We start from the raw sequence: 15,314 nt of genomic DNA, 5'->3' as shown, positions 1-15,314 counted from the left end.
AGATATTAGGCACCCACCCCACCGATCGCAAGACCTTTTCTGCAACGGTTTTCGACCGGGACCTACTGCTGCCCAGCACTATTGGTCCACCCATGCGCGGCATTACGGGCCGGGGCCGGGCGCCTTTCAACCGCTGGTGCCGTGCTCTCCTCGGGGCCCTCACGGCTACCGCGGCCACCGTGAAAACGTGTGCCCGCCAAACGCATTTCTAAACGTTGTCCCGCGTAATTGCCTGTAAAGGATGATTCCGTGACATGATGAGAAGCGGTACAGCCATCGCCGTCAACTGACAGTCTCACTCCCATGATGACGAGTCAGCATCGTTTCGGCGAGCTGGAGACACGCATCATGCGAACAACCGCTACAAACCCAATTCTTCCTGACGACCGTCCCCGAACGCGGGCCACCGCTGCCATCAATGTGGTCTCTGTGCAGCACCGTGACCTGGTGGTTCTCTCCGTCGAGGGCACTATTGACGTGCTCACAGCACCGCTATTGACCGAGTCGGTGACAGCAGCTCTGGCCGGTCGGCCGCGAGGCCTGATCATTGATCTGACAGACACTGCCTTCCTGGCATCAGCAGGGATGAGTGCATTACTCGTTGCGCACGCCAGCGCACCCACCGGACACTTCGGCGTCGTTGCCGACGGCCCATCGACGGGCAGGCCCCTGAAGCTCGTCGGACTGCACCTGGCGATGACCATTTACCCCACGCTCGCCACCGCGCTGGCCGCGCTTGCCAACGTCACGGAGGTCAACGCGTAATCCGCGTGCGCGTACATCCGCCGGGGCAGGGTAGGTAAATCGTTGTGCACCAAACATTCCGGTCACAGACCACTCCATTCGGTCCGTCACTGCCGATTCCGACGGGCACCATGGCAGCGACACTTGGGAGTTCACCGCGACGAGTTTGACGACGTGGATCAATCGCCACATTGCATCCGGGTCCACGACTGGTCTTTGCTAAAGTAATGAGCGTCGTTAGGTAGACACATACCGGCGGAAAGGACCACGATGCGGAAGATTATGAACCGGTTCACCGTCGCCGTGGTCGCCGCGCTGGGTGTGATCAGCGGTTCCGTGATCACGACATCGAACGCCTCAGCGGCGCAGGTCTATCTGAGCCCGATGTTCCGCGACCGAGTGGTCATCATCGAGCTGACGCACTCCGAGACGGTTGCCGCTGCCCAGATAGGTGCCGGCAACGTGATCAACGCCGTGCTCGGCAACAATCGCTGGGGTGTGCTCCTCGAGGACGGTTCCAAATATCGGGGCCCTGACGACCTCCCCGTGCTGGCCCGGTCATGGAACACAGTGACAGGTCAGCAAGTCATCGCGGAGGCCGCTTCCCATCCCAGCGGGCGCGTGGTGTTCGGCGTGTTCCCAGACAACCCCACGCTGCCGCTGTGGGTCATGCAGGACTGGTAGCCCATTCGGCAAACGGGCGCTCGGCGTCACTCCAACCAGAGTGTGGCCGGGTCTGCGGCCGCTCGGGCAGGTGCTATCGGCGTATCCGGCACCGAACGCGAAAAGCGCGGTGCCACAGCCGGTTGCGTGACACCATCGAGCTCGATGAGTGTCTGACGGTTCAGCAGGTGCTTGTCCTGGGTGGCCTCGTCCCAATTCAGGACCGGTGAAGCGCAGGCATCTGTGCCGTCGAAGATCGCAGTCCACTCATCGCGTGTCTTGGACTTGAACACCTCTGCAAAACGAACTTTCATCGCCGGCCACGAAGACTTGTCGAGCTGGTCGGGCAGGGCATCGTCCGCGCCGAGTCCCATACCTTCAAGCAGCAGCGAATAGAACTGCGGCTCAATGGCGCCGACCGCAAAATACCTGCCGTCGGCGGTCTCGTACACCTCGTAGAACGGCGCCCCGGTATCGAGTTTGTTGACTCCGCGTTGGTCTTCCCAACGCCCGTCACCGCGCCACGACCACATCATCTGACCGAGGACCGAGACCCCGTCGACCATCGCTGCATCGACGGTTTGACCTCGACCCGACGTTCCACGCTCGATGAGCGCGGCAAGAATGCCCTGAACCAAAAACATCGATCCCCCACCGAAATCACCGAAGAGATTCAATGGCGGCGTGGGCCTTTCGTCGGCACGCCCGACCGCGTGCAGCAAACCGGTCATGGCGATGTAGTTGATGTCGTGCCCGGCCACCTGCGCCATGGGGCCATCCTGCCCCCAACCGGTCATCCGCCCGTAGACGATCCGCGGGTTCACCGCGGCGACATCCTCCGGCCCGAAACCGAGCCGCTCGGTCACCCCCGGCCGAAATCCTTCGATGACAACGTCGGCCCTGGCAATGAGGTCCATCACTGCCGCTTTGTCGACGGCGTCTTTGAGGTTGGCCTCCACCACGGTCCGATTGCGCAGCATCTGGTCGGCCACCTGACCTTCGGCGGGCAACTTGCCGGGCCGCTCCACCCGTACCACCTCGGCACCCAGGTCGCCCAGCATCATCGCAGCATGCGGGCCCGGCCCGATCCCTGCGAACTCAACAACCCGGATACCGCGCAGCGGTCCGCTCTTCGCCATGTTTGTTCCTATCGCCAGTGGTGTACGCCGGCTGTCAAAGCCGGCGGTGGTCAAGCGGTCCCGAGCTCATCGCGCTCCCATGTAGACGGCGGCGACAAGCACCACCCAGGCGACAACGATCGTCAGGCGGTACGTCAAGGAACCGGTTCAGGTCCGATCCCAGCGGTCGTAGCCGCTGGAAGCAACCGCGCGGCTCAGGGCCTCGGAGTTGTAGGTGAAGAAGTCCACCGGATCGAACTCGATCACGACGCGGGCCGGTGTGTCCAGCAACGCCATCTGCTGATCGAAGGCCTCATCGTCTGCAGCCATCCCGACGCGCTTCAAGAACAACGGGAGCAGCCACCGCACCAGGTCTCGATCACCGTCGTGGACGGTGGCCAAGGTCTTGGTGGTGATCATCGCCCCGATCATCTCCGTCCCGAGACTCGACACGGTGATGCAGCTCTGCGGGCGGGCCCGAAGTGCCTGCACCCGTTTCCTGTTCGATGCGGTGTGCACCCAGAACTTGCCCTCCGAGCGCACAAAAGAATGTGGCATCGATACCGGCCAACCGTCTTTGTTGGTCCACGACACAGTGCATTCGTCCTGGAGTTCGAACAGCTTTTCGCGCTCGTCGGCCGTAAGTTTAAATGCCGACAGGTCCTCGAGATTATCCAGTTTTTCAGTCATACCGGCGGACGCTACGCCGCAACCTCGACGCCCTCTCCCCGGTGTCCCGCTCACTGAAACCAGATACGAATTCCGTCGTCAGAGATTCAGTGATGCACCGGTTTTGAGGTTGAAACTGGGCAGGTCGTGGAGCGAGATCGTGAGCTCATACGTGCGGTCGTACCCCGTCTCACACACCTTCCAACCATCTGCGGTGCGCCGATATCGGTCGGTGTAGAACGCCGCTCCGGTCAACATCATCTCGTGGTCGATCATGACCACCCGGTCCTGCATGTACCAGCTGCCGGTGGCCTCATCGCCGGCGACGGTGATCTCCGGATGATCCACGCGATGTTCGGTGATGATGTTCGGTCCCAGCGAATCTCGCATGAACCCGAGTAGGTTGTCCCGACCGGTGAGAACGAGATTGCCGCCCTGGTGACCGTCTTCACCGTAGTTGCCGATGATGTCCTCGGTCAGGGTGCTCGCCAGCAGATCCCAATCCTTGGTGTCGATGGCACGTAGATAGCGGTACTTGACCTGTTTGATCGCTGAGATGTCGTCCATGAGAACAGGAATCCTTTCGCCGGCGCTGATCGGTGGACCGGCACAGTGGTCGCCGACCGACAGTACAACCGATCTCAGATCTGCGTTCCACACCGACGACCGGTCACCGGACACCGTTCCGCTGTATGGAATCTCAACGCCCGCAGCTGATCACACAACTCTACGGTGATTGCCACCGACCCGGGAGGTTTATCATGCCAACTGCCGAAACCGATGCCATCGCCGAATTGGTTGCCAAGCAGGCGATCACCGAGGCCCTTCATTCGTACTGCCGGGGCCTTGACCGGATGGAGCGGACTCTCGCCGAGAGCGTATGGCATCAGGACGGTACCGCGGACTACGGTCCCGGATATCGGGGCAGTGGTTCGGGCTTCCTCGACTTCGTCTGGGAGTACCACGCCGGATTCGCAAATCATTCACACATGGTGAGCAACATCCTCATCCGGGTGGATCTCGAGGCCGGGACCGCATCAAGCGAGACCTATGTGGCCGTCTGGCTGCGGACCGCCCCGTCCGACGGCATCGCGAGAGACCAGTTCCACCGTGGACGCTACGCCGACCGGTGGTCCCTCCGCGACGGTGTCTGGGCGATCGATCATCGGACCTATGTCGGCGACATGATTCTCGAAGCCCAGAATCCGGCAGGCCCGGGCCCGGACATGATGCCGCAGGGCCACCGCGACACCACTGACCTCTCGTACACAGTGCTCACCTGACGGTCAGTCACCTCCGATGACCGAAATGTGTTCCGGTCACCGGAATCTCCGGATGAGGCCGTGTGTGCGGGTTGCCACACTGAGGCAACTTCACAAGCGGGCGACTACTTCGCCGACGCCAAAAGACTGATCAAAGGAGATCCGTGATGGACAGAAAGACCCTCTATACCTTCCAGCGATGGTCGGCATACTCCGGCTTCCTGGTGATGATTGTGGTCGGGATCTGCTTTTTCTCGTTCGCGAAGGTCCAGCCACCGCTGTCGCCGACCGAGTCGCCTGAGTGGATCAAAGATTTCCTGATCGACAACAAGACCGGCATCATGTGGTCGATCGTTCTCATCTCGTTGGTGGTCCCACTCGAGTACCTGTTCGTGGTGACCACGAGCTGGCAGATGCGCCGGATCGAGGGTGGTTGGGGTCCGCTGTCGATGATCCAGGTGCTGACCGGTGTCGTCGCCCCCATCGGGTTCATGTACCCACTATTCGTTCTGGCCACGGCCGCATACCGGCCCGAGGAACGCTCGCCGGAGATTCTCTCGGTACTCGTGGATCTGTTCTTCTTCATGTACGTGGGCTTTGCTCTGGTCTTCGTCCTGCAGGTCTTTGTGATCGGCTGGGCAGTACTCCTGGACAAGCGCGAAAATCCCGTCTTCCCGCGATGGTTCGCATACATCAACTTCCTGCTCGGAGTTGTTCTCGCACCCGGTTGCCTCATCTTCCTCGTCAAGGACGGCCCCCTGGCATGGAACGGACTGTTCGCGTTCTGGCTGCCGTCGATCGCCTACCTCGTCTGGAAAATCTCGACCCCGCTGCTGCTGCTCAAGGCCGCAAAGAGCGAGTTCGAAGAGTCCGAAGAGAACGTCACAAAGGTTGATCCGTCCATGGCGTGATCGCGCTTGGCAATTCATGAAGAAGCTCCCCGTGTCGCGTGCGACACGGGGAGCTTTTTCGTCCACGATCCTCAGGCGTTTGCAGCGCCGGAAGTGGTGGAGGGCAACAGGGCTCCGGCGTCGACCTTCAGCTGCTGCCCGGTGATGTAGCGCGACGCGTCCGAGGCCAGGAACAAGATCGCCTCGCTGACGTCGCGCGGCGGAATGGTGACCACAGGTAGCCGGTGCGAACTACCGAAAGCCGGCTGCGCATCCTCTTTTGTGGGGTTCTCCAGATCGGGCCGGAACAACCGGAACATGGGCTCGTTCTGCAACATGTCGGTGTCGATATTTCCCGGATGTACCGCATTGACCCGAATGTTGAGGTGCGCCAACTGAAGTGCGGCCTCGTGGACGAATCGTGCAACGGCCCGCTTGGCATGTCCGTAGCCGGCAGCGCCGGGTCCGGCGGCCGGATTGTCGACCAGACCGGTCAGCATCGAAGCCATCGAGCCGGTGCAGACGATCGATGCACCCGATTTCAGGTGCGGGAAGGCTGCTTCCACGGTGTTGATGACACCCACCAGATCCACCGAGAGTGCATCGAAGAACCCGAGGGGCGCCACGTCCGGACCGATCGGGCAGATCGCCGCGTTGGCCACCACGACATCGAGATGCCCCAGCTCTGCAATCCCGGCCTCGATTGCGGCAACCAGCTGCGAACGTTCGCGAACATCGGCAACTCGCGTGACCACTCGGCGGTCGAGCGCCTCCACGAGCCGAGCGGTCTCGGCGAGGTCGGCCTCGGTTGCCATCGGATAGGTTGCCGATTCGATCTGTGCGCAGATGTCGACCGCGATGATGTCCGCGCCCTCCTCGGCCAGGCGTACGGCGTGTGCGCGCCCCTGGCCTCGCGCTGCGCCGGTGATGAAGGCGACTTTGCCTTCCATGCGTTGTGTCACAACAGAACTGCTTTCCACTCATCCAACGATGGGTCGGCGTCGCCTGTTGGCGACCCGACCCATTGCTGAGGCCTCAGGGAGGCACGATTGTTGATTGTCGATTCCGACTCGGCTTGTGGCCGTTACTCGCCGGCCTGTCCTTCACCGGCGATGTCAAGCGCCGCAAGGTATGAGAATGCAAGGCTTGAACCGATCGGAGTTCCGGCACCCGGGTACACACTGCCCGACATCGCGGCCATGGTGTTGCCGGACGCGTACAGCCCGGCGATCGGCCAGCCGTCCTGACCCAACACCCGCGCCCGCGCATCGGTCTTCAATCCACCCTTGGTGCCGATGTCCGACAAGACAATTGTCGCCGCGTAGTACGGACCCTCACCGATCGGGACAACCAGCGGGTTCGGCAAATCGGTCTCGATCGGCACAATGTAGTTCTGCTCCGGATGCGCAGCAAAACCGACCATGTGGTGGAACATCTGATCCCAGGGAGTCTCACCTCGATGGAACTTCTCGTCGACGCCTGACTCGGCGTATCCGTTGAACTCCTCGATCGACCGGCTCAGGGCCTCGAACGGCACGCCGATGATCTGCGCCAACTCTTCGAGGGTGTCGGCCTTCTTCAGCGCACCCGAGGTGAACCACTCCGGATCCACCCCCGCAGCGGGATCGCGGCCGATTCCGTCACGCTCGAACTGCATCTGATCGAACAGCCAGTGTGCCGGGGGAATGAGATACCCCAGTTGTGGCCTCCGCGTTGTAGATTGCGTGACCGGTCTGATCGTAGGGCTGTGTCTCGTTCACAAAGCGCTCGCCTGCCGCGTTGACGAAGATTCCACCGCGCGTGCCGGTATGGAATACCGGAAGGCCGTCCGGCTGAATGAGACCCGGAATGAACCAGGCCTCGTCGAGCAGGCCGGTGTCGGCACCGATGGTGATGCCGGCCGAGAGCGCATCGCCGGTGTTGGACACAACTCCGTTCGAGTATTCACCGGTGATCGGGACCGCGCTGAACTTCGTACGGAGCTCACCGTTTCGTTCATAGCCGCCTGCGGCCAGGATGACGCCACCCGTCGCGCGGAGCCGGATGTTCTGACCCGCGGAGACGGCATCGACGCCGACCACTTTGCCGTCTTCGACTACCAGACTCTCCAGAGCCGTGTTCAGTCGGAGCACTCCGTTTCCGGTCTCCAGGAAGGCCATCAGCGCGCGACCGATCAGAGCGCGCCCTCCGTTGATTTCCGGCCCCTCGTCATAGCCGAAGCGTTCGGACGGGATCGAGGTGCGGATCAGCGGTGCATTGTCCCCGAGTTCGGCGGCCAACACCGACGGCGGGAAGATGGTGCGCCCATGCAGGGTGGCACCGGGCTGCGAAGGGTAGTAGTCGGGCACCGGGCCGTGCACGAACGACTGGAACCACCGGTTTTGTTCGAGTTCGTCGATGAGTGCGACGCCGGCGTTCAGGTAGGCGTTCTGCAGGTCCTCGCGTGAGCTGTCCCCGACGAGATCGCGCAGGTACGTGCGGGCCTCTTCGAGATCGCCGTCGTCGATGCCGGCCCGTTTCAGCGGAGCACTTCCCGGGAACCACAGTCCCGCACCAGAATAGGCGGTGGTACCGCCGACCAGTCCGGTCTTCTCGATGACGAGAGTCCGCAGCCCGCGCGACGCTGCCACATAGGCACCGACCAGTCCGCCGCCGGACCCGACGACTATGACGTCAAAAGTTTCTTCGTTTGTGGTCATCACTACCTCCTAGATTTGATTCACGATTCGCACGAAAGACCAGTTGCGGTCCGTCGGAGTTGAGAAAACTGTTGTGCGGCTTGGCTTTACAACCATGCATAGCCACCGGCGAGGACAGCGAAGAGCGCGACACAGTACACCTCGAAGGCCGCCCGAGCCGCCCACGGCGCGTGCCGCAACTCCATGAAGTCGAGCCCGACGAGTCGCACCTTCCACGAGGCGAGGGCAAAGACCACCACTGCGGCCGCGGTGCCGTTATGACCTTCAAGACTGACGATCGGCGCGATGACCGCGAGAACCACCAGCACAACCCAGGTCCGAAAGAAGCGAGCGCTGAGAACTTCCTTGAGCGTCATGATCACGCCACCAGATACACGAGTGGGAACAACACCATCCAGAGCAGATCCACAAGGTGCCAATAGCAGGTACAACCCTCGTAGAACATCCGGTCCGAACCTGTCGGCTCAACCTTCCGACGCGCCCTCTTGAGCACCAGGGACAAGGCCCCGATACCGATGAACACGTGGAACAGATGTGTGCCGGTGAGGATGAAGAACCACTGATAATACGGATTGACGCCGGGACCGTGGTCGCTGGTGACCATGTGGGTGTATTCGATGGCCTTGAAGATCGCGAACAGGACGCCACACCCCATCGCGAGGGCGAACATCTTCGACGCATTCGTGAACCGGCCGGTGCGGACACCCTGCAGACCGATGACCACCAGCAGCGAACTGGTGAGCAAGATCATCGTGTTCGTCAGGCCGATCGTCAGATCAAGGCCTTCGCGCGATGATTCGAAAACTTCCGGTGCTTTACCCCGCTCGACCAGGAAATAGACGAAGAATATCCCGAAGACAACCATGTCGCCGAACAGGAACACCCAGAGCCCGGGTTCGCCGGGAAGTCTCTTGGGCTCGGACGCCACGACCGGCGTCTCGACGACGGTGTTGGTACCACTCATTGCCGCACCACACACGCGCCGATCCGGCTCAGCTGATTGCCCACAGAATCTCTCCTCACGCAAACCGGCGGTGATGTGGCCCATCATCCCAGGGGCTAGTGACCCAGCTCTCTTCGGCCGGGCAGGTCAAGTGTGACTGTCGCGACGGCCCGTTCCGCGTCGTCCTTCCGCTGAGTGAGACGGCAATCCAGCTGAGGACCTAAGGCCCCAATGCGCACGCCTTCGAGAGTTCAAAAGGCGTCCCATTTCCACCAGGCACGTGTCCTGAGTCATACTCTAAGAGGTAGGCTTGTTGAAACAAGTAATACAGTTCCACTGGTTCGGCGCCCCGGCGTCAAGGAGGTCCCCAATGTCTGATGCACCGGCGAGCATGGTCGATCGGGTTGTGCTCATCTTGAGTGTCTTCGAACGGTCGTCGGGCACGCTGACGCTGGGCCAGATCAGTTCGAGAAGCAAACTGCCCCGCTCATCGGTCCACCGGATCCTGCAGCAGCTCGTCAACGCCCGGTGGTTGCAGCGCAACGACAGTGAATACACGCTGGGTCTTCGGATGTTCGAGATCGGCAGCCAGGTTGTTCAGCGCACGCGGATCAGCGACGTCGCCCGGCCCTTCATGCAGGAATTGTGCGCGGCGACCGGCCATGTGGTGCATCTCGCCCTCCTGGACGAGCAAGACGTCGTTTACCTGGAGAAAGTCGGCGGAGCGTTCGCCAGCAGCTTGCCGTCACGAGTCGGTGGGCGTCTTCCCGCACACTGCACAGCGGTCGGCAAGGTCCTCCTTGCCTACTCTTCCCGCGCCGTCATCGACGAGTACCTCGAGAGCGGTCTGCGGCGCCAGACCAGTGCCAGCATCATGTCGCCCGAGGCACTCGAAGCCGCGATTCTCCAGATCCGCAACGTTGGCTATTCGACCGAGTCCGGCGAAGCACTACGCGGAGTCGGATGTGTGGGCGCACCCATCCTCGAGTTCGGTGGCGCGGTGGCCGCCATCTCTGTCTGCGGACCGCAGCAGCGACTCAATGTGCCCGAGCTCAAACAACGCGCGATGTGGACCGCCGCCGAGATCTCCCGCCGGCTCATGGCGACGGCAACCCCACACACTGCGCCGACGCCGCTGTTCCGATCGGCGGGCGCCCCCTATGCGCGGCCGGTCCGCGCCGACCACGACGCACGACGTTTCCGGGATGCATCGATGACCCAGAACGCCATGTAGCACTTCCTCATCCGAGCCCAAGACAAAAGGCGAGCCACCTGCAGGTGGCTCGCCTTTGTGTCGTGGCTCGTTAGAGGTGGGCGCTCAGACGCCCTTTTTGGTGAAACGGATCCCGCCGTCGAGACGCACCACTTCACCGTTGAGATAGGGGTTTTCGCAGATTTGCTGCGCGAGCATCGCGTACTCGTCGGGCTCACCCATCCGGCCCGGGAACGGAACTGCCGGGCCCCAGTGCGCCTGCAGGTCCTCCGGAGCGGCGGCTCCATATGCGCCGGTGAGGAACACACCGGGCGCGATGGTCATGACGCGAATGCCCAGTGGTCCGAGATCACGCGCGATCGGCAGCGTCATGCCGACGATGCCGGCCTTCGCTGCGGCGTACGCGGCCTGCCCGATGCTGCCGTCGAACGCTGCGATGGATGCGGTGTTGATGATGACCCCGCGCTCACCACTTTCGAGCGGTTCGGTTTTGGCGATCGCCGCCGCAGCGAGCCGCGTGACGTTGAACGTCGCATTGAGGAACACGTCGACGACCCGGCGAAACGCCTCGTAGCTGTGCGCCAGACCATCACGGTGGACAACGCGTCCGTCACCACCGCCACCGCCATGTGCCACAACCGCAATACGCAGCGGGCCAAGCTCTTCGGCACGAGCGATCGCCTCGAGGATGCTGTCCTCGTCGGTAACGTCGGTCTTGACGAAGATGGCCCCGTTTCCGATCTCGGCTGCCGAGGCGGCACCCTTGGTCTCGTCCAGATCCAGCACTGCGATCTTCGCTCCGGCCTTGGCCAGACGGCGGGCCGTGGCCCCGCCGAAACCGCCGCCGCCGCCGACCACCAGTGCAACACTGCCCTCGATGTTCATCCTTGTACTCCTTCGACTTTCATTTCGATAAAGAACGCTTGTGGTGTCAGTACTGTCGTGACGACCACTGTCACGACAATCGCGCGAATACGTTGCTGACGGCGCGGTCGCGAAGAACTTCCGGACGGCCGATCCATGCCTCGTCGGCGGTGGCCCGACGCAACAGCAGGTGCGCCGGATGTTCCCAGGTGAAGCCGATGCCACCGTGAACCTGGACGCAGCCCTCGGCCACACGGACAGCAGCATCCAGAGCCGCCGCTGTCGCGAGATCGGAGGCAACCGCGGAATCAGGATCGTCCGCTTCGCGGTCGGCGGCCGAAAGCACCTGATTACGAGCACCTTCGGCATCGACGAGCATGTTCGCGAGGCGATGCGAGACGGCCTGGAACGAACCGACGGCAACACCGAACTGCTCACGCATGCAGGCCCATTCCACCGCCAACGCCAGTGCCCGGTTCGCCACTCCGACCGCATCCGCCGCGACCATCAGTTGCGCGACACGACGAACCTTGACAAGGATGTCCCGGGCGTCGGAACCGGTGGCAATCACCCGGACCGGAGCACCGGTGAACGACACCGTTCCCACTGTTGCGGTGAGATCGATCGACTCGCCGGCCACCACTGTCGCGGACGTTGCATCGACGGTGAGGAGAACGATCTCGCCGGTCTGGGCATCGGTGGCGGCCGCGACGAACATCTCGGCGACGGGCGCGCCTGCCACCCGCTCGACCGACCCGGTGAGCGCACCTGCCTCGAGAATCGGAAGGCCGTGGTCAGTGGTCCAGCCACCGTCACCGATCGGTATGGCAACCGCGGCCGTGGCACCGTCGATCACGGCCCGGGCGGTGTCGAACGCACCGGCGGCAAGCTGCAGTTCAAGCGCAATCACCGTGGGCACCAACGGGACCGGGGCCAAATGGTAGGCGGCTTCCTCAATGGCCGCGCAGAGCAGTCGGAGCGGTGCCCCACCACCACCGAGTGATTCGGGCGCGGCCAGGCCCGGCAGGCCGAACTGCACGAGTTCGCGCCACAGAGCGGAGTCCAGCTGCACGGGCTCACCGGCACGGGCCAGAAGCGATGCGGTGTCCACGTGCGACGCCACAGCCGATCCCAGGACCTCACGCAGTGCGGCTTCATCGGATTCCGGGGCGGCCAGCGGCCGTCCCGGTGCAACGGCCGCGGCTCGCCGGCCCTCACCACGATGCGAGGGCAGGCCCAGTACCGACTCCGCGATGGTGTTCCGCTGGATCTCCGAGGTACCCGCACCGATGGTCGCGGCCTTCGACATCAGGTATCCATAACTCCAGCGGCCCTTGTCCACCGCCCCTTCCGACCGGTTGCCCAGCACCGCTCCGGTGCCGGTCAGTCGCAACGCCAGCCGGTGCAGACGCTGCTCGAATTCGGACTTGACGAGCCGGTTGACCGACGCGACGCCGCCCGGATCCTCGTTACGGAGAACAGCATCGAGTGCGCGGGCACTGTTCGTGGCGATAACCCGGACATCGGTTTCGATGCCGGCGAGTTGCTGTCGGACGAGGGCGTCGTGTTCATATCCCTGGTCGAGCGCGAGCCGGAAGACCTTGTCGACCGTTGCGCGGTACCGGAATTCGTCGGCGAGAAAAGCGGTGGCCCGCTCATGGCCGAGCGATGTACGCATGATCGACCATCCCTGCCCCTCCTCCCCGACCCGATTCGCCACGGGTACCTCGACATCGTCGAAGAACACCTCAGCGAAGCGGTGGCCCCCGGCTGCATCCCGCAACCGGCGGACCTCGATGCCGGGCGAGTTCATCGGGATCAGCAGATAGGTGATCCCGGAGGTTCCCCGGCCCACCGGCCCGGTACGGACCAGTGCGAAAATCCAGTCGGCCTTGTCAGCCATCGACGTCCAGATCTTCTGCCCCGTGATCCGATAGACGTCGCCCTCGCGCACAGCGCGGGTGGACAATGATGCGAGATCACTGCCGGCGCCCGGCTCCGAAAAGCCCTGGCACCAAAACTCATCAGCCCGCAGCAGCGGCTCGAGGAATCGCGACTTCTGTTCCTCGGTGCCGTGGACGATCAACGTCGGCGCCACGATGAACGACAGGTTGCACGGATGCTTTGGGGCACCGGCTGCAGAGGTCAGCCGGTAGTAGTCCAACTGATCCTCGAGCCCGAGTTCCATCCCGCCCGCCACCTTTGGCCAGCCGGGCGCGGCCAGACCGGCATCGACGAGTTCGGACTGCCAAGCGATTGCCGCTTCAAAACGCTGTTGCGACGTCCCCGGGCGCGGACGCCTGCGGTAGTCGTCGAGCAGAGCCGACAACCGGAGTCGCCAGTCCTCGCCTGCTGCATCGAGCGCAGCATCGAGCACCACGGTGAAGTTCTCTTGCACTGGACTTCCCTGTCTTCAGAGTTGATGTATCAGTCGGTTGTCGCCGCGCGCTGACGACCGAACCGCGCTCCGACATCGGCGCCGTTGCGGCGGAACGTGGCCCCGGCCTCGGCCTCGAGTCCGAGCGCATGGGTCACCGACGTACCGGCTCCCTCCTTGAGCAGCCTCAACATCCGCTGGATCGCGCCCGGATGGCCGGCGGCGATCGCCTGAGCAACCTGCATCGTCCGTTCGAGCAACTGATCATGCGGCACAACCTCATTGGCCAGACCGATCCGCGCAGCGGTCTCGGCATCCACCGGCTCACCACTGAGGATGATCTGGATCGCCGCCGCCAAACCGACGGTGCGCGGCAACAATGCGCTACCACCCCAGCCATTGAGCAAGCCGATCTGAGCGTGGGTATCAGCGAACCGCGCACGATCCGACGCAATGATGAACGAGCAGTTCACCGCAAGCTCGAAACCACCTGTGTAACAAGGGCCGTTCACCGCCGCTATAACCGGCTTGGAAATGCCACGCATCACCTGCGTAGGTGTCGGTCCCTCGGTCGACGGCGCCGGACCGGCCAGCGCTTCAGGCAGATCCACACCCGACGAGAACGCCGTACCCGCACCGGTGATGACCACGACCCGCACATCCTCGTCGTTGTCGGCACGCCACAATTCCCTCTTCAGGGCCTTTCGCATCGCACGGTTGATCGCATTGCGGGTATCGGGCCGGTTGAGTGTGAACACCGCTACATGACCGTCGCGCGTGACAACCAGTGGCAGTTCATCGTTCGCGGGAGAGCCGGATCCGGAGGTCTTTTCGGTCATGGCGGGCTCAGACCGCCGCACGAGTGTCGGCAACAACACTGCGGGACAGGCGCATCAACGTCTCTTCGGCGTCGGCCGCGATCCGCTGCACCAGATCACCGGCGGCCGGGATGTCGTTGATCAGCCCCTGCGACTGTCCGACGGTCCAGATGCCGAGTTCGGGATCACCGAACTCGTACACCGTTCGGCCACGAACACCCGCGACAAGATCCTTGATGTCCCGGAACCGGCCACCCTTGTTCAAGATGTCGATGACCTCTTCGCTGACGGAGTTCTTCGACACCCGCATGCTGTTACGCAACTGGCGCATGATCAGCTGGGTGTCCAACGAGGACGCCCCGACAATCTGCTCCTTGATGTTCTGATGGATCGGGCTTTCCTGCGTGCACATGAAACGGGTACCCATATTGATCCCGTCGGCTCCCAGAGCGAGGGCGGCGGCCAGACCGCGTCCGTCCGCGAAACCGCCTGAAGCGATGAAGGGAATCGTCAGGGCATCGGCCGCCGCCGGGATCAGGACCAGACCCGGGACGTCGTCTTCGCCTGGGTGCCCGGCACATTCGAATCCGTCGATGCTCACCGCATCAGCACCGATCCGCTCGGCCTTGAGCGCATGGGCGACGCTGGTGCACTTGTGGATGACCTTGAGGCCGTTCTCCTTGAAATGCTCGATATGCACCGTCGGATCCGAACCCGCCGTCTCGACGATCTTCACCCCGGAATCGATGATCACCTGCCGGATCTCCGCGAACGGCGGCGGATTGATCGACAGCGTCAGGGTCACGTTGACACCGAACGGCTTGTCGGTCAACGCCTTACACCGTTCGATCTCGGCTGCGAGGTCATCCGGCGTCGGCTGCGTCAACGCAGTGATGATCCCGAGACCACCACCATTGGACACCGCCGCTGCGAGCTCCGCGCGACCGACAAACATCATCCCGCCCTGCACAACCGGGTGCTCGACACCGAACTCTTCAGTAAAACGAGTCTTCAACATGCAAACTCCTTGGCGTCCGCCGGGCGGGACGGCTTG

Annotated in this window: 17 protein-coding genes; 5 read left to right on the top strand and 12 right to left on the bottom strand. The window is 62.9% G+C overall.

The genetic code is table 11. The features are described 5' to 3' along the window. The first annotated feature begins 348 nt into the window (after positions 1-348). Together H290_RS0103625 and H290_RS0103620 are read left to right on the top strand one after the other, a co-directional pair. Positions 349-765, top strand: a complete 417-nt coding sequence (locus tag H290_RS0103625) for an STAS domain-containing protein (RefSeq protein ID WP_036518079.1) — start codon at positions 349-351, stop codon at positions 763-765. 249 nt (positions 766-1,014) lie between these two features. Then, on the top strand, positions 1,015-1,428 hold the full coding sequence (locus H290_RS0103620; protein WP_155976683.1) for a hypothetical protein: 414 nt from the start codon (positions 1,015-1,017) through the stop codon (positions 1,426-1,428). A gap of 26 nt (positions 1,429-1,454) precedes the next feature. Here H290_RS0103620 and H290_RS0103615 read toward each other — a convergent pair whose 3' ends face one another. The 3 genes from H290_RS0103615 to H290_RS0103605 form a co-directional block, all read right to left on the bottom strand. Next, positions 1,455-2,546, bottom strand: coding sequence for a CaiB/BaiF CoA-transferase family protein (locus H290_RS0103615; RefSeq protein WP_020105401.1), 1,092 nt, complete (start codon positions 2,544-2,546; stop codon positions 1,455-1,457). 147 nt (positions 2,547-2,693) lie between these two features. Then, positions 2,694-3,215, bottom strand: a complete 522-nt coding sequence (locus H290_RS0103610; RefSeq protein WP_020105400.1) for a pyridoxamine 5'-phosphate oxidase family protein — start codon at positions 3,213-3,215, stop codon at positions 2,694-2,696. A gap of 78 nt (positions 3,216-3,293) precedes the next feature. Then, positions 3,294-3,761 carry a nuclear transport factor 2 family protein gene (locus tag H290_RS0103605; protein WP_028462730.1) on the bottom strand — a complete coding sequence of 156 codons (468 nt, stop codon included), beginning with the start codon at positions 3,759-3,761 and terminating at the stop codon, positions 3,294-3,296. Positions 3,762-3,955: 194 nt separating this feature from the next. On the opposite strand from H290_RS0103605, the gene H290_RS27715 reads away from it, so the two are divergent. Further along, positions 3,956-4,477, top strand: a complete 522-nt coding sequence (locus H290_RS27715; RefSeq protein ID WP_020105398.1) for a nuclear transport factor 2 family protein — start codon at positions 3,956-3,958, stop codon at positions 4,475-4,477. A gap of 146 nt (positions 4,478-4,623) precedes the next feature. Further along, on the top strand, positions 4,624-5,367 hold the full coding sequence (locus tag H290_RS0103595) for a hypothetical protein (protein ID WP_020105397.1): 744 nt from the start codon (positions 4,624-4,626) through the stop codon (positions 5,365-5,367). Positions 5,368-5,438: 71 nt separating this feature from the next. On the opposite strand, the gene H290_RS0103590 is transcribed toward H290_RS0103595, so the two are convergent. The 5 genes from H290_RS0103590 to H290_RS0103575 form a co-directional block, all read right to left on the bottom strand. After that, on the bottom strand, positions 5,439-6,296 hold the full coding sequence (locus H290_RS0103590; protein ID WP_020105396.1) for a mycofactocin-coupled SDR family oxidoreductase: 858 nt from the start codon (positions 6,294-6,296) through the stop codon (positions 5,439-5,441). A gap of 134 nt (positions 6,297-6,430) precedes the next feature. Beyond that, positions 6,431-7,003, bottom strand: a complete 573-nt coding sequence (locus H290_RS31915) for an FAD-binding protein (RefSeq protein ID WP_036517967.1) — start codon at positions 7,001-7,003, stop codon at positions 6,431-6,433. Beyond that, positions 6,987-8,045, bottom strand: coding sequence for an FAD-dependent oxidoreductase (locus H290_RS30075; protein ID WP_255327719.1), 1,059 nt, complete (start codon positions 8,043-8,045; stop codon positions 6,987-6,989). The genes H290_RS31915 and H290_RS30075 overlap by 17 nt, the downstream gene beginning before the upstream one ends. A gap of 86 nt (positions 8,046-8,131) precedes the next feature. Beyond that, a complete protein-coding gene (locus H290_RS0103580) occupies positions 8,132-8,401 on the bottom strand; it encodes a cytochrome C oxidase subunit IV family protein (RefSeq protein ID WP_028462728.1) in 270 nt (89 codons plus the stop codon). Between the two features lie 2 nt (positions 8,402-8,403). After that, positions 8,404-9,009 carry a cytochrome c oxidase subunit 3 gene (locus tag H290_RS0103575; protein WP_020105394.1) on the bottom strand — a complete coding sequence of 202 codons (606 nt, stop codon included), beginning with the start codon at positions 9,007-9,009 and terminating at the stop codon, positions 8,404-8,406. A 349-nt stretch (positions 9,010-9,358) separates the two neighbouring features. On the opposite strand from H290_RS0103575, the gene H290_RS27700 reads away from it, so the two are divergent. Continuing rightward, on the top strand, positions 9,359-10,222 hold the full coding sequence (locus H290_RS27700; protein ID WP_020105393.1) for an IclR family transcriptional regulator: 864 nt from the start codon (positions 9,359-9,361) through the stop codon (positions 10,220-10,222). Positions 10,223-10,306: 84 nt separating this feature from the next. On the opposite strand, the gene H290_RS0103565 is transcribed toward H290_RS27700, so the two are convergent. The 4 genes from H290_RS0103565 to H290_RS0103550 all read right to left on the bottom strand — a co-directional run bounded on the left by H290_RS0103565 (position 10,307) and on the right by H290_RS0103550 (position 15,278). Then, a complete protein-coding gene (locus tag H290_RS0103565; protein WP_020105392.1) occupies positions 10,307-11,086 on the bottom strand; it encodes an SDR family NAD(P)-dependent oxidoreductase in 780 nt (259 codons plus the stop codon). Between the two features lie 70 nt (positions 11,087-11,156). Beyond that, complete coding sequence (locus H290_RS0103560; RefSeq protein ID WP_020105391.1) at positions 11,157-13,463, bottom strand: acyl-CoA dehydrogenase family protein; 2,307 nt, start codon at positions 13,461-13,463, stop codon at positions 11,157-11,159. Positions 13,464-13,492: 29 nt separating this feature from the next. Further along, a complete protein-coding gene (locus H290_RS0103555) occupies positions 13,493-14,281 on the bottom strand; it encodes an enoyl-CoA hydratase-related protein (protein ID WP_036518071.1) in 789 nt (262 codons plus the stop codon). A 7-nt stretch (positions 14,282-14,288) separates the two neighbouring features. Then, on the bottom strand, positions 14,289-15,278 hold the full coding sequence (locus H290_RS0103550; protein ID WP_028462725.1) for a nitronate monooxygenase family protein: 990 nt from the start codon (positions 15,276-15,278) through the stop codon (positions 14,289-14,291). Positions 15,279-15,314: the final 36 nt, after the last annotated feature.

The organism is Nocardia sp. 348MFTsu5.1 (genome assembly GCF_000383535.1).
Taxonomy (GTDB): Bacteria; Actinomycetota; Actinomycetes; order Mycobacteriales; family Mycobacteriaceae; genus Williamsia; species Williamsia faeni.
The sequence above is the reverse complement of the archived record's forward strand: the minus strand, read 5'-3'. Positions and strand labels throughout refer to the sequence as shown.

Coding starts and splice junctions, on each gene's coding strand:
- H290_RS27715 (WP_020105398.1), top strand. CDS start 3,956: ATGCCAACTGCCGAAACCGATGCCATCGCCGAATTGGTTGCCAAGCAG.
- H290_RS0103605 (WP_028462730.1), bottom strand. CDS start 3,761: ATGGACGACATCTCAGCGATCAAACAGGTCAAGTACCGCTATCTACGT.
- H290_RS0103555 (WP_036518071.1), bottom strand. CDS start 14,281: ATGACCGAAAAGACCTCCGGATCCGGCTCTCCCGCGAACGATGAACTG.
- H290_RS0103590 (WP_020105396.1), bottom strand. CDS start 6,296: ATGGAAGGCAAAGTCGCCTTCATCACCGGCGCAGCGCGAGGCCAGGGG.
- H290_RS0103580 (WP_028462728.1), bottom strand. CDS start 8,401: ATGACGCTCAAGGAAGTTCTCAGCGCTCGCTTCTTTCGGACCTGGGTT.
- H290_RS0103620 (WP_155976683.1), top strand. CDS start 1,015: ATGCGGAAGATTATGAACCGGTTCACCGTCGCCGTGGTCGCCGCGCTG.
- H290_RS0103610 (WP_020105400.1), bottom strand. CDS start 3,215: ATGACTGAAAAACTGGATAATCTCGAGGACCTGTCGGCATTTAAACTT.
- H290_RS31915 (WP_036517967.1), bottom strand. CDS start 7,003: ATGCAGTTCGAGCGTGACGGAATCGGCCGCGATCCCGCTGCGGGGGTG.
- H290_RS0103615 (WP_020105401.1), bottom strand. CDS start 2,546: ATGGCGAAGAGCGGACCGCTGCGCGGTATCCGGGTTGTTGAGTTCGCA.
- H290_RS27700 (WP_020105393.1), top strand. CDS start 9,359: ATGTCTGATGCACCGGCGAGCATGGTCGATCGGGTTGTGCTCATCTTG.
- H290_RS0103595 (WP_020105397.1), top strand. CDS start 4,624: ATGGACAGAAAGACCCTCTATACCTTCCAGCGATGGTCGGCATACTCC.
- H290_RS0103565 (WP_020105392.1), bottom strand. CDS start 11,086: ATGAACATCGAGGGCAGTGTTGCACTGGTGGTCGGCGGCGGCGGCGGT.
- H290_RS30075 (WP_255327719.1), bottom strand. CDS start 8,045: ATGACCACAAACGAAGAAACTTTTGACGTCATAGTCGTCGGGTCCGGC.
- H290_RS0103550 (WP_028462725.1), bottom strand. CDS start 15,278: ATGTTGAAGACTCGTTTTACTGAAGAGTTCGGTGTCGAGCACCCGGTT.
- H290_RS0103625 (WP_036518079.1), top strand. CDS start 349: ATGCGAACAACCGCTACAAACCCAATTCTTCCTGACGACCGTCCCCGA.
- H290_RS0103575 (WP_020105394.1), bottom strand. CDS start 9,009: ATGAGTGGTACCAACACCGTCGTCGAGACGCCGGTCGTGGCGTCCGAG.